The 14,110-nt window shown below is 41.6% G+C and carries 10 protein-coding genes, 1 tRNA gene and 1 other annotated feature; of the genes, 2 read left to right on the forward strand and 9 right to left on the reverse strand.

The window, feature by feature from the left end; translation table 11 throughout:
- Positions 1–39 precede the first annotated feature (39 nt).
- Positions 40–1,791 carry an aspartate--tRNA ligase gene (gene aspS, locus GT641_RS04770; RefSeq protein WP_021943673.1) on the reverse strand — a complete coding sequence of 584 codons (1,752 nt, stop codon included), beginning with the start codon at positions 1,789–1,791 and terminating at the stop codon, positions 40–42.
- 73 nt (positions 1,792–1,864) lie between these two features.
- Positions 1,865–2,153, reverse strand: a binding site (T-box leader).
- A 139-nt stretch (positions 2,154–2,292) separates the two neighbouring features.
- On the opposite strand from aspS, the gene GT641_RS13290 reads away from it, so the two are divergent.
- Together GT641_RS13290 and GT641_RS04775 are read left to right on the forward strand one after the other, a co-directional pair.
- Complete coding sequence (locus tag GT641_RS13290; protein WP_274922261.1) at positions 2,293–2,418, forward strand: hypothetical protein; 126 nt, start codon at positions 2,293–2,295, stop codon at positions 2,416–2,418.
- A gap of 335 nt (positions 2,419–2,753) precedes the next feature.
- Entirely contained in the window at positions 2,754–4,142 is a 1,389-nt protein-coding gene (locus GT641_RS04775; RefSeq protein WP_161116939.1) for a TrpB-like pyridoxal phosphate-dependent enzyme, read from the forward strand.
- A gap of 74 nt (positions 4,143–4,216) precedes the next feature.
- Here GT641_RS04775 and GT641_RS04780 read toward each other — a convergent pair whose 3' ends face one another.
- From GT641_RS04780 to rlmD, 8 genes are all read right to left on the reverse strand, one after another.
- The gene (locus tag GT641_RS04780) at positions 4,217–5,158 is read right to left on the reverse strand and encodes a tRNA-dihydrouridine synthase family protein (RefSeq protein WP_243143693.1); all 942 of its coding nucleotides are present in this window, start codon (positions 5,156–5,158) and stop codon (positions 4,217–4,219) included.
- Positions 5,159–5,340: 182 nt separating this feature from the next.
- On the reverse strand, positions 5,341–6,792 hold the full coding sequence (gene guaB, locus GT641_RS04785) for an IMP dehydrogenase (protein WP_008401827.1): 1,452 nt from the start codon (positions 6,790–6,792) through the stop codon (positions 5,341–5,343).
- Positions 6,793–6,964: 172 nt separating this feature from the next.
- Positions 6,965–9,010, reverse strand: a complete 2,046-nt coding sequence (locus GT641_RS04790; protein ID WP_161116941.1) for an LTA synthase family protein — start codon at positions 9,008–9,010, stop codon at positions 6,965–6,967.
- A 568-nt stretch (positions 9,011–9,578) separates the two neighbouring features.
- Positions 9,579–9,650 (reverse strand) — tRNA-Gly (locus tag GT641_RS04795).
- A gap of 127 nt (positions 9,651–9,777) precedes the next feature.
- Positions 9,778–10,758, reverse strand: a complete 981-nt coding sequence (gene lgt, locus GT641_RS04800; RefSeq protein WP_161116942.1) for a prolipoprotein diacylglyceryl transferase — start codon at positions 10,756–10,758, stop codon at positions 9,778–9,780.
- A 29-nt stretch (positions 10,759–10,787) separates the two neighbouring features.
- Complete coding sequence (gene ychF / locus GT641_RS04805) at positions 10,788–11,885, reverse strand: redox-regulated ATPase YchF (RefSeq protein ID WP_117807322.1); 1,098 nt, start codon at positions 11,883–11,885, stop codon at positions 10,788–10,790.
- A gap of 233 nt (positions 11,886–12,118) precedes the next feature.
- On the reverse strand, positions 12,119–12,820 hold the full coding sequence (locus GT641_RS04810) for a TraX family protein (RefSeq protein WP_008401875.1): 702 nt from the start codon (positions 12,818–12,820) through the stop codon (positions 12,119–12,121).
- Positions 12,821–12,839: 19 nt separating this feature from the next.
- Positions 12,840–14,048, reverse strand: coding sequence for a 23S rRNA (uracil(1939)-C(5))-methyltransferase RlmD (gene rlmD, locus GT641_RS04815; protein WP_161116943.1), 1,209 nt, complete (start codon positions 14,046–14,048; stop codon positions 12,840–12,842).
- Positions 14,049–14,110 lie beyond the last annotated feature (62 nt).

Genomic DNA, 14,110 nt, shown 5'->3' on the forward strand with positions numbered 1-14,110 from the left:
CTATCCGGTAATCTATACATAAATACCTGATTTTCTCTGTTACTGTCTTACCTTGATATGAACCTCACGGAGCTGCTGCTCTGTAACCTCACCAGGGGCGCCACACATCAGATCCTGTGCATTTCCGTTCATAGGGAACGGAATGATCTCACGAATATTTTCTTCATTACGAAGGAGCATGATCATACGATCAACACCGGGAGCCATACCGGCATGTGGTGGTGCACCGAACTGGAATGCATTGTAAAGTGCTCCAAACTTTGTCTTCAGATCTTCTTCTGTGTATCCTGCGATCTCAAATGCTTTTACCATGATCTGCATGTCGTGATTTCTGACAGCACCGGATGAAAGCTCGATACCATTACATACGATATCATACTGGTATGCCAGAACATCTAACGGATTCTTCTCATTTAAAGCTTCCAGACCACCCTGTGGCATGGAGAACGGATTATGTGTAAAGATGATCTTCTTTGTTTCCTTATCGTACTCGTACATAGGGAAATCGTTAATATAGCAGAATCTGTATGCATTCTTCTCGATCATATCAAGTCTTGCACCGATCTCATTACGAAGCTGTCCTGCAAAGGAAGCTGCCAGTTCTTCTACATCGGCAATGAAGAAGATAGTATCTCCTGCTTTCAGATTTGCAAGCTCTGCGATCTCACTCTTCATATCATCCGGAATGAACTTATCGATCGGTCCCTTGTATGTCATATCGTCCAGAACTTCCAGATATCCAAGGCCTCCCATACCGATAGACTGAGCATACTTTAAGAGCTTCTCATGCTGTCCCTTTGACAGTTTCTTCGGTACATTGATCGCACGTACAGTCTTGCCATGGAATGGCTTAAATGTACATCTCTGGAAGAAATCTGTCAGATCGATGATACGAAGCGGATTACGAAGATCCGGCTTATCCGTACCGAATTCTAACATTGCCTGCTTATAGCTGATGATCGGATAAGGAGCCTGTGTTACAACAGAGCCTTCCGGTGCGAATTTCTCAAATGTTGCTGAGAGAACTTCCTCTCCTACTTTAAATACATCTTCCTGTGTTGCAAAGCTCATCTCAAAATCGAGCTGATAGAACTCACCCGGTGAACGGTCTGCTCTTGCATCCTCGTCACGGAAGCATGGTGCGATCTGGAAATATTTGTCAAATCCTGCAACCATCAGCAGCTGCTTGTACTGCTGTGGAGCCTGTGGCAGAGCATAGAACTTGCCTTTAAATTTTCTGGATGGAACAATATAGTCTCTTGCACCTTCCGGTGATGAAGCACACAGAATCGGTGTCTGGATCTCTAAGAATCCCATCTCTGTCATCTTCTGACGAAGGAAGCTGATCACCTGTGAACGGAAGATCATATTATCCTTTACTTTTTTATTTCTAAGATCCAGATATCTGTATTTGAGTCGGACATCTTCTCTTGTCTCCTTGGATGTCATGATCTCAAACGGAACCTGCTTGTATACTCTTCCAAGCACTTCTACGGAATGTGCCTCCAGTTCGATCGTTCCTGTCGGGATCTTTGGATTGTATGTCTCCTCATCTCTGTGCTCGATCACACCTGAGATGGATACACAATCCTCTTTTGTAAGTCCATCTAATAATGAAGTGTCTCTCATAACTACCTGAAGAACACCATACATATCTCTCAGGTCGATGAAGGATACACCACCATGGTCACGGATGTTCTCGATCCATCCTGCCACCTTCAGCTCTGCGCCAACGTCGCCTTCGCTGATCTCATTTAAGGTTCTGTTACGATAAATGTTTGAAATGGTCATTGTCTGCATTATCTCCTTTGACTGATTTTTATATTTCACAGGTTGCATAAAAAAAGAACTATGCCTGCCCTGCATCCAGGACGAACATAATTCATATCCGCGGTACCACCTGATTTACTGTCTCTTATCTGACAGTCCCTTTCCTTGTTTCACGCACAATTGCGGCGCACCTACTACTGTGAGGTTCATTTCGCAGAACAACCATCTCGCATTTTCCGGTCATCTCTGCAAATGTCTTCTTCACGGGTTCAGCTTGCAGCTGTTAGAGTGTTATTCACGCTTATTCATTCTGCCGGATTCTCACCACCGCCGGCTCTCTGTGAGCGATAAAAAGCGCTACTTCTCTCCGTCTTCGCCTTTTCAATGTGTCAATTATATAGCAGGGAAAATGGCTTGTCAACGGACTTTTCTTAAAAATACAACCCCATTCATAAAAAAATACTTGCCACATAAAAACAATTATGCTAGTATTGCTTTAAACCGTTGAAGGAGAGTAAGTACATGATGCGACAAACATCCCAGAGAGCTGCCGCCGGTGGAAGGCAGTATGTTTTCCATGATGGAATGGACTCCCGAGGGCAAGCTGAACGATGTGGTACGATTCCTGTATATGCATTCTGTATGTAAGCCGGAGATGATACTCCGTTAAGAACGAGATATCTGTAATGTATGTATTTGCAGACAATGAGCGGGCGTATCTGATACGTCAAGCCGGGTGGCACCGCAGGAAACAGTTTCTAATGAACAATCTCCTGTCCCAGCATTTTTATACTGGGGCAGTTTTTTTATGTCTTAATATCTATCACAAATCCATGCAAAATTCTTTGCCCACAAGGATGATGATTTTGCAAAATGCATGACATTATAAAATTCCCCGGAACATATTTATATATCCCATCAAAGATAACCGGGATAACTTAAACTATTTATACAAATGAATCAAGCATTGGAGGGTTATGATTATGAAAAAAGATGCAAACATTCCTTACAAAATCTATTTAAGTGAAAACGAGATCCCAAAAGAGTGGTATAACGTACGTGCCGATATGAAGAACAAGCCGGCACCTCTGTTAAATCCGGGAACACTTCGGCCAATGACAGCCGATGATCTTCGTCCTGTATTCTGTGACGAACTGATCGCGCAGGAGCTGGATGACACCACTCCATACATCCCGATTCCACAGGAAATTCAGGACTTCTATAAAATGTACCGTCCTGCTCCACTGGTTCGTGCATACTGTCTGGAAGAAAAACTGCAGACACCAGCTAAGATCTACTACAAATTTGAAGGAAACAACACAAGCGGCAGCCACAAATTAAACTCCGCTATCGCTCAGGCTTATTATGCTAAGCAGCAGGGTTTAAAGGGTGTTACAACCGAGACCGGTGCCGGTCAGTGGGGAACCGCCCTCTCTATGGCATGCTCCTACTTTGGTCTGGACTGTCAGGTATATATGGTTAAGGTTTCCTATGAACAGAAGCCATTCCGTCGTGAAGTTATGCGTACCTACGGTGCAACCGTAACTCCATCTCCTAGTACCACAACAGAGGTTGGCCGTAAGATCCTTGCTGAGCATCCTGGAACAACCGGAAGCCTTGGCTGTGCCATCTCAGAAGCTGTTGAAGCAGAGTCCAAGCAGGAAGGCTATCGTTATGTACTCGGAAGTGTACTGAATCAGGTATTACTTCACCAGACTGTTATCGGTCTTGAAACAAAAGCAGCACTTGACAAATATAACATCACACCGGATATCATCATCGGATGTGCCGGCGGCGGTTCAAACCTCGGTGGTCTGATCTCCCCATTTGCAGGCGAGATTCTCCGTGGCGAGAAGAACTACCAGATCATCGCTGTAGAACCGGCATCCTGCCCAAGTCTGACAAGAGGTGTCTATGCCTATGATTTCTGTGATACCGGCAAGGTATGTCCACTGGCAAAGATGTACACCCTCGGAAGCGGATTCATCCCTTCACCAAACCATGCAGGCGGACTTCGTTATCACGGTATGAGCCCTGTTGTATCCCAGCTCTATCATGATGGCATCATCGAAGCCAGAAGTGTTGAACAGACGGCAGTATTTGAAGCAGCAACCCAATTTGCAAGAGTGGAAGGTATTCTTCCTGCTCCTGAAAGCAGCCACGCGATCCGTGTTGCTATCGACGAGGCACTGAAATGTAAAGAAACCGGGGAAGAAAAGACGATCGTCTTTGGTCTGACCGGAACCGGATATTTCGATATGGTTGCTTATGGCAAATATAACGATGGTGAGATGAGCGATTATATTCCTACCGATGACGATCTGAAGGCAGGTTTTGACGGAATCCCTCATTTTCCCGGAAATGAGTTCTAAACTTCCCCTATAAAAAAGGAAGCTGGCAATACATATTATTGTCAGCTTCCTTTTTCTAGTATTCAACTTATAGGCTATGTTTGCAACAGCTTCCGGACTTCGGTGTTGTAGGTATCCGGATCGTTGGCTTTGCGGATCTTTTTTAATATCTTCTGCTGGTCGGGAGCTTCAAAAAGACATTCCATAAACGACCACAACTCTTTCATCTTAAACATGACATTTCTCGCCCCAAGCCCTGCTTCCATATAACCGGCAAACAGTTCATCGTGGAATGCCAGAAGGATTCCTGCGTTATAACAGCACCTCCGTTCTGCAATCTCCTGTGGAAGAAACGGATTTCCTATGATTCCACGTCCGATCATGATCTTATCAACCTGTGGATATCGTTTCTGAATATTTTTATAGCCGGCTGCATCGGTAATATCACCATTATAGCAAAGGACACTTTCTGTCTGCTCTCCGTATCGTTCTACTGCCAGATCGAACATAGCAAGATCTACGCTGCCACCATAATAATCTTCTCTGGTTCTTGGATGAATGATCACTTCGGTAAATGGATATTTCATTAATACATCCAGTATATCCGGGAATTCATCTGCAAATTCCATTCCCAGTCTGGTCTTTACCGATATTTTGCAGATATCGGCTGCAAATATCTCCTCAAGGAAATGATCCAGCTTTGTGGGATCTGCCAACATCCCTGAACCTTTTCCTTTTGAAACAACCGTACCGGAAGGACAGCCCATATTTATATTGATCTCATCATATCCCATATCAGCTAAAGCTTTTGCCGCTTTTATAAAGCCTTCTGAATGATTCGTCAGAATCTGCGGGATCACCGTTATGCCCGTATTATGTTCAGGGCGAACATCCGCCAGCTCACGATGTCTGAACGGTTTCCCCTTTGCAGGAGCTATAAAAGGCGTAAAATACCGATCGATTCCTCCAAAATATTTCTGGTATGCATTTCTGTATATATATCCGGTTATCCCCTCTAAAGGTGCCAGATAGAGCATCTTAATTCTCCTTCCAATTATTAAAACATATGTCATCATGATAATCGCAGACACAGACTTCTTATACTTTTATGTCATCACAGCAGTCGCCAAACTCAGTACTCAAATATAGCCAGTGATATATGTTATCTGCATATTCTCACCGGCTATATTCTAACTTATATTTCTATTAAATACTTTTATTACTCTACGCTGTAGTTTGGAGCTTCCTTTGTGATATGAATATCATGTGGATGACTCTCTTTTAATGATGCTGCTGAGATCTTAACAAACTCTGCTTTCTCATGTAATTCAGGAATGTTGTGAGCTCCACAGTATCCCATACCAGAACGAAGACCACCGATCAACTGGAATACAGTATCTTCAACAGAACCCTTGTATGCAACACGTCCTTCTACACCTTCCGGAACAAGCTTCTTTGCATTCTCCTGGAAGTATCTGTCCTTGCTTCCATTCTCCATAGCTGCGATAGAACCCATACCTCTGTATACCTTGTACTTACGTCCCTGATATAATTCGAAGTCACCAGGAGCTTCATCTGTACCTGCAAATAAGCTACCCATCATACATACATTTGCACCTGCTGCAATTGCCTTTGTGATATCTCCTGAGTACTTGATACCACCATCAGCGATAACAGGAATACCTGCATTCATAGCTGCATCATATGCTTCCATAATAGCTGTGATCTGTGGTACACCGATACCTGCAACAACACGGGTTGTACAGATAGAACCAGGTCCGATACCGATCTTAACTGCATCTACGCCCATATCGATCATTGCCTGTGTACCGGCCTTAGTAGCTACGTTACCGGCGATAACCTGAAGATCCGGATACTTCTCCTTTACCATCTTGAAAGTACGAAGTACGTTTGCTGAATGTCCATGTGCTGTATCAATAACGATCGCATCAACCTTTGCTGATACAAGTTCAGCAACACGATCCAGAATATTTGCTGTACATCCAACGGCTGCTGCACAGAGAAGTCTTCCCTGTGGATCCTTAGCAGAATGTGGATATTTGATCGTCTTTTCAATATCCTTAATTGTGATAAGTCCTTTTAATCTGAAATCATCGTCAACGATCGGAAGCTTTTCTTTGCGAGCCTTTGCAAGAATCTTCTTTGCTTCCGGTAATGTAATGCCTTCCTTTGCTGTGATCAGACCTTCTGAAGTCATTGACTCGCTGATCTTCTTGGAATAATCTTCTTCAAACATCAGGTCACGGTTTGTAATGATACCGACTAATTTGCCATCCTCTGTGATAGGCACACCTGAAATTCTGAACTTTGCCATAAGTGCATTTGCATCGGCAAGTGTATGCTCAGGAGATAAATAAAATGGGTCAGAAATTACACCATTCTCAGAACGCTTAACCTTATCTACTTCCTCTGCCTGCTCCTCGATTGACATATTTTTGTGAATAACACCGATACCACCCTGACGAGCCATAGCGATAGCCATTCTGTGCTCTGTTACGGTATCCATACCGGCACTCATAAGAGGAATCTGAAGCTGTATTTTCTTTGTTAAGTTAGTTGTTAAATCCACGTCATTTGGAAGCACCTCAGAATATGCAGGTACTAATAATACGTCATCAAATGTAATTCCTTCGCCTATGATCTTACCCATTTTTTTCTCTCACTTTCTTTTTTTTATTTGTAAGTTGATATAACAGGAGCATTCAAACGAACGCTCCTGTTATATCCAAAATATATGATGCTATGCTATCAAATAACCTATTTAATGTCAAGATTATTTATTACCAAAAAATTTCTTTTTTATGAGGAATTATCAGTTATCTTTAATTTTCTGCTACCGGAGCCTGATAAATAAACGCTTCCGACTTTCCGATATCAATGCTGTCATCACCAACCTGAGCAACATAGACTTCCTCACCATCGTCAAACGTGATATCAGGAATAAACAGAGTATTCCGGTCTATATAGATTGTTTCCTTCTTGAATCCGTTGTTGATCCAAACAAAACTGCATTCATTGAAATTCTCACCCTTGATATAATATCCATGGAGCTGCTCCGGCGCTTTCTCCGGGTCATCGGACACTTTCTGATAATCGCCTTCTTTTATATCCGTAATATAGATTGGTTCTACACCATACTGCATATCGGTAGGCTCATATGGCCAGCCATCCGGATACATATATCGCTTACCGTATAACATATCATATTCTACATTCCACATTACATCGCTGTATTCAGGATCATCTTCGCTGTAAAGTGTATGCACCTTCTGCATGGCACTCTTTTCAAGTCCGATCACATCAAACAGCTTCGTACTCAGATCATAAGCCGGAATGTCTTCATCTTTATCAATGAAATGCTTCATATTGCTCCACACGAAATATTCCGTCTGGTACAGATTTCCATTCTCTACATCATCATTTGTCAGTTCAAATCCCGGTAAATGATCACCATACATTACCAGTACTACATCTTCATCATAATTCTTCAGTTCTTCAATTAAATCCTTGATAAATTCATCCATCTCATGAAGCTGATTGCAATAATATGTCCATTCATTGTCCAGTTCTTCACTTCCCGTACCTGTTACTTTTACCGGATAGGAATAATTCTCATAATCTAATTCACTCGGATATCTTCCATGTCCCTGAACGCTGACCGTGAAGATAAAATCCTTGTCCTCTGTAGATTTCAGGGTCTTCATGATCTCTCCGGTCAGTACATTATCCTTTTCCCAGTTTTTCTGAGTATGCTCTACGTCATACATGTATTCCATAGGGGTAAATGTATCAAAGCCAAGATTCTTATATACGATATAACGGTCATAGAATGTACCGTCATGGTTATGCATCGCATGAGTAGAATAACCAAGCTTTTTAAACTGTGTCGCCATCGTCTCACAGGTTGTACTTCCAAGTACCGTCTTATATGGATATTCACCGGCACCGAAGTATGCCACATCAAATCCGGAAAGCACCTCAAATTCCGAATTTGCCGTTCCCGCTCCGATTGCAGGCATCGTAAGGAAACCTGACGAACATTCTTCTTTTAATTTTGTGAAATTCGGAATCGGATTCATATTAAAAGATAATTCTTTTACATATGATGGATCCATGAAAGATTCCAACTGAACTACAATTACGTTTGGCTTTCTCTTTGCAAATTTTGCTCCCGAAGCTTTCACCGTATCCAGTTCATCCTTGATCTCAAGCATCTTTTCTTCACTGTAATCTGACGGCTCACTGATTCCGACATCCACTACACTGTTTGAAAAGCAATATACAAAACCATATTTATCGTATGCTGTTGCCAGATTTGCAAAGTTATCCGAGATTGCCTGTGCATTTAATGCAATCTTTGTAAATAGCATAACCATACAGAAAGATGCAACGATCAGAACCGTTGTACGGATCCTGTAAATATTTCCCTGGATTGTCGGGGACTTTAAGAACAATATGATAACCGCTGCCAATGCAACAAATAACGCTACACCGATGAATACAATCTGCCATACTGAAAAATACTTATCAATGATGGTGATCGTATTTCTCGCCATCAGCATATCGATCGCTGAAAACGGAGTGATACGAAAGCCTAAAACAATACAGTTCGTTACACCACAAAGCAGCCATGCAAATGAAATAATACCATAACCAAACACTCTCTTACGCATCAGCAGTGCCAATGTCAGAGTAAAGAAGATAATGGAACAGTTATACAGGAACACCAAGGGTTCATTCACAATATATTTCATCGTATTGATAAATGAGTGTCTTCCCAATATCTCCAAAATAATATCCAGCACAATTGCAATCGCAACACACTGGAATATAGCTGTACTACACAATTTCTTCAATTTGTCTTTCATCTAAAACTCCATTCTGCCGTGATTCGGCAACCACTAACCAAATACTTAATGCAATCCTGTTATCTTATTCATAAACCGGTAATTTCAGAATAAGATTAAATCGGTTTCATTATAGCATTCCTTTCTTTTTATTCAATCCGCAAATTTTACAAATAATTACCTCATTTTTTCATTTTTTGCGTAATTTTTACTTACTTTTCTTCTATCTATATCTTTGGGAATGCTTTATATGATGGGAAAATATCATATTTCGGAGGAAACTACAATAAAACAATTATTAAATCTTCTTTAGGATTCTTAAGATGATTAAGACTTTGAGCCCAAATGAGCCACTGCCATTTATCGTAAAACACGCATGACTCTCCTCCTTTCGATTCCGATCCGATCTGCATGGAACGCCGGGCACGATAAATTCGTTGTGCCCGGTGTTCCAGCATCGGATCATCGAAAGTCAGTCGTCTATGCTACTGTTTTTCTGATAAATGGCAGTGGCTCATATTGTTGGTTTCAAAACCTTTGCTACATAAAAATAGGAAGTCTTAAATAAGACTTCCTATAAAATAATAAGAGCGCGAGACGGGGATCGAACCCGCGACCCCCTCCTTGGCAAGGAGGTGCTCCACCGCTGAGCCACTCGCGCATTTTCCATTGTTGTGATTTGTTTGCCTCACAACAATGGATATGTTATCATAAGACGTTGTATCTGTCAACAACTTTTTTCAACTTTTTTAAATATTTTTTTCACGCAATGAATTACCGCATTGAGCCTAGTTGTTTTCATCCTCTGAAGGCGCCTGAACAGACTCATTTTCAATGGTCTGCAACTGCCCTTTTGCTCTGCGAACATAACCAACGATGAGCACAACTGCACCAACTAAAAAGCATGCAAATCCAAGAAGCTGTGATACACGGATACCGGAATTGCCGATCATTAAGGAATCTGTACGAAGTCCTTCAATGATACATCTTCCGAGTCCATAGCCTGCTACATAGATAAATGCGAATTCACCTGTAAACTTCTGATGCTTTCTATATATAAGAAGAAAAATCAGCAACATCAGATTCCAGAGTGACTCATACAGGAACGTAGGATGTACTGTTATACATTCCACACCATGAAGTGTCTGTGTATTTGCAAGCATAGTATCTGAGATCACTCCACTGCTGATCAGACTGTTTAGTGTTCCTTCATGTCTGTAATAATCAAGAGGGATTCCCATCGCAAATACAGAATCTGTATACGCACCAAACGCCTCCCTGTTGAAGAAATTGCCCCAGCGTCCAAGGATCTGTCCGATCAGCAGACCAAACGCTGCTGTGTCGGCAAGCCGAAGCACATTTACCTTCCGCTTCTTCGCAAAGATGCATCCGGTAATAATACCAGCAATTACACCACCATAGATTGCAAGTCCGCCACCTCTGATATTTAACATGCCAAGGATGGTTTCTTTTACATTTCCCGCCACTATATACTGATCCAGCCGGAACAATATATAATAAATTCTTGCGCCTAAGATTACCGGAATGATCAGGATCAGGATAAAGTCCAGATACATTTCCGGATCCTGTCCTGTTCGTTTCGCTTCATTTGTCACAAGGAAGTAGGCAAGGATAAATCCACACATAATGATGATACCATAAAACCGGATCTCAAAGCTGCCAATGGATATATGATCACCTACATGCTTCAGGAAGATTCCCAAATGCGGAAAGATAATACTGTTAAAATATTCTGAAATTGTTTCCATTTTCTTGTTATCTCCTAAAGGAAGCTGTTTTATACGTTGAACTTAAAGAGGATGACATCTCCGTCCTCTACCACATATTCTTTACCTTCCTGTCTTACCAGACCTTTTTCTTTGGCAGCTACCATATTGCCACATTCCATAAGATCTTTATAGCTTACAACCTCTGCCTTGATGAATCCACGCTCAAAATCAGAATGGATCTTGCCGGCTGCTCCCGGCGCTTTTGTTCCCTTCTTGATCGTCCATGCTCTGGATTCTGTCTCACCGGCTGTCAGATAACTGATCAGTCCAAGCAGTGAATAGCTTGCCTTTATCAGTTTATCAAGACCGGATTCTTTTACTCCAAGATCTTCCAAAAACATTTTCTTTTCTTCGTCATCCAGTTCTGCTAGCTCCTGCTCGATCTGTGCACAGACAACAAATACTTCTGAATCAAATTCTTTTGCATATTCTTTTACTTTCTGAACATGCTCATTTGATGCTCCATCATCTGCTACATCGTCTTCGCTTACATTTGCTGCGAAAATAACCGGTTTCCATGTAAGAAGGTTGTATTCCTCGATCCAACCCTGTTCGTCCTCATCTGTTACTTCAAGAGTCTTTGCAAGCTTGCCTTCCTCCAAATGCGCTTTGATACGCTGCTGGAAATCCAGCTCCTTTGCAAGCATCTTATCATTTCTTGCACCTCGTATCGTCTTTGCTATTCTACGATCCAGAACTTCGATATCGGAAAAGATCAGCTCCAGATTAATCGTTTCAATATCACGGATCGGATCAACCGAACCATCTACATGAATAACATTTGTATCTTCAAAGCATCTGACAACATGAACGATCGCATCTACCTCTCTGATATTTGCAAGGAACTGGTTTCCCAGACCTTCGCCTTTGGATGCGCCCTTTACGAGTCCTGCGATATCTACGAATTCAATAACTGCAGGAGTGGTCTTTGCTGAGTGATACATCTCTGTCAGCTTGTCTAACCTCTCATCCGGTACTGCAACGACACCTACATTTGGGTCGATGGTACAGAATGGATAGTTTGCTGATTCTGCACCTGCTTTTGTCAGAGAGTTAAATAATGTACTTTTTCCAACATTGGGAAGTCCAACTATGCCGAGCTTCATGGTTATAATTCCTCCTTAAAACCTTGATTTATAAGGTCATACAACTCATACCATTCAGCCATATTACGTTATGTCAGATGGCCGTTCAAAGTTGATGCCACAAGGTAATTTTTCTCTGTATTCTTGTTCTTTACCTGTATAATGGCGCAAAAAAGCCCCAAAATAGCACGATGATTATACTACATTGGGGCATAAAATTCAATGATTATCAGCCGGTTGCCGTCAAATTACTGTCAAATTCCAAGACACATTCTCAGAATTCCCAATATCAGAAGATGCACCGGATAAAACAAATAGTTCACAAGCTTATTCTGCTTTCCACGCTTTCCATTATAAGTAAGCATCAGGCCAAAACCCAGAAGTGCCCATGGTTCCTTATACATCGATGCAAAATTAAACGGAATAGCAATAATCGGTCTGTCATGAAAAAGATACAGAAAATAACCGATCAACACCGCATGGGAATCATAATCCAGACTCAGATTCATGGCTATCAGACAAGTTACTGCTACAATTATAAAAGATACAAGATACCACAAGAACTTGGGCAGTGTCTGCATCTTCTTTTTCAGGGCATCAATAATCCAGATCATCGCCAACACCAGCGCAAGCGTAAACATGATATTATTCCAGTTTGGTTCAAAAAATACATTAGATGTACACATATCAAACGGAACCTCTGATATAATTCCAAATACCAGGAGTGTTCCCAAATATCTCCATCGATTTCTCGTTTTAAAATATCCCTCCACCAACAGGGAAATAAAGATAGGAAATGCGATCCTGCCTAATATATCAAACAGTTCGCTCATAACTATTAAAGCCTTACTGTTAAAATATATGAAAAATGTTTTATTAACATGATCGATCAACATTGAAGCAAATGCTATATATTTCAGTTGTGCACCGGATAATAATTTTATCTTTTCTTTCATCTTTAATAACGTTCCTCTCCTACTTAAAAATAACTCTGTCTCTCGTCAATAGCGTAACAACCTCTGTATGCTCAGTAAATGGGAAGAGATCAAATGGTGTGATTTTCAACACCTGATAGCCATGTGTGGTCAGATACTTCAGATCTCTCGCAAGGGTATCCGGTCCACAGGAAATATAAACCACCTTACGCGGAGACAGAGTCACAACAGAAGAAAGAAATTCTTCTGTGCTTCCTGAACGAGGCGGATCCATAAACACAACATCAATATGCTCATCTGCGTCTGCCAGTTCTACCATAAACCTGCCTGCATCATTTGCATAGAACTCGATATTTTCTATCTTGTTCATCCGGCTGTTAATCTTCGCATCATGGATTGCTTCTGCATTCAGTTCCACACCAATCACTCGTTTTGCCCGGTCGCTTGCAATGATACCGATCGTTCCAATTCCGCAGTATGCATCTATCACCGTCTCTTTCTTTTTCAGATCCGCATATTTGATCGCCTTGTTATATAATTTCTCCGTCTGAACAGAATTGATCTGGTAAAAGCTTCCCGGCGACAGACGAAACCGTTTGCCACAGAGAACATCTTCTATATAGCCTTTGCCATAGATGACCTGATTTCGGTCACCTAACACCATATTCGTATCCTTTATATTTATATTCTGAACGATCGTTGTGATCTCCGGATGAAGCTTCAAAAGTGCATTTGCAAAATTCTTCTTCGACGGAAATACCGGAGATGCCGTCACAATGATCACCATGATCTGTCCGGTCTGATGTGCTGTTCGGATCAGCACATGACGGATCAGTCCATATCCGCTGTCTTCATTATAGATCATCATTTTAAATGACCGGAACAGCTCTGTGATATCCTGAATGATCGCATCTGCCCGCTGATCTTCGATCTTGCAGCCTTTTGTCTCTATGACATTATGAGTACCCTCCTGATATCGGCCGGAGATGATCGTACCATTCTTCAGTTTTCTGAATTCCGCACATACTTTGTTCCTGTAATAATACGGATTTTCCATTCCCACGATTGGATCGACCGGTGCAAATCCTGAAAGCAGCTTTTCCATCTCTGTCTGCTTCTTTACGAGTAATCTCCGGTATTCTTCGTCTGTATATTCGTATGCCACGGGGTTGGATTTCTTATTTGGGGACTGGCCTTTTCTGCCATCCGATTTTCTATTTCCCGGCTGTCCCTTTATATTTTCTTTCATATTTTATTTCCTTTCAAATCTCTCGTCTAAACATAGCAAAAACCAAACACATGGTCAACAAC

Source organism: Clostridium sp. BIOML-A1 (assembly GCF_009874105.1).
GTDB lineage: Bacteria > Bacillota > Clostridia > Lachnospirales > Lachnospiraceae > Coprococcus.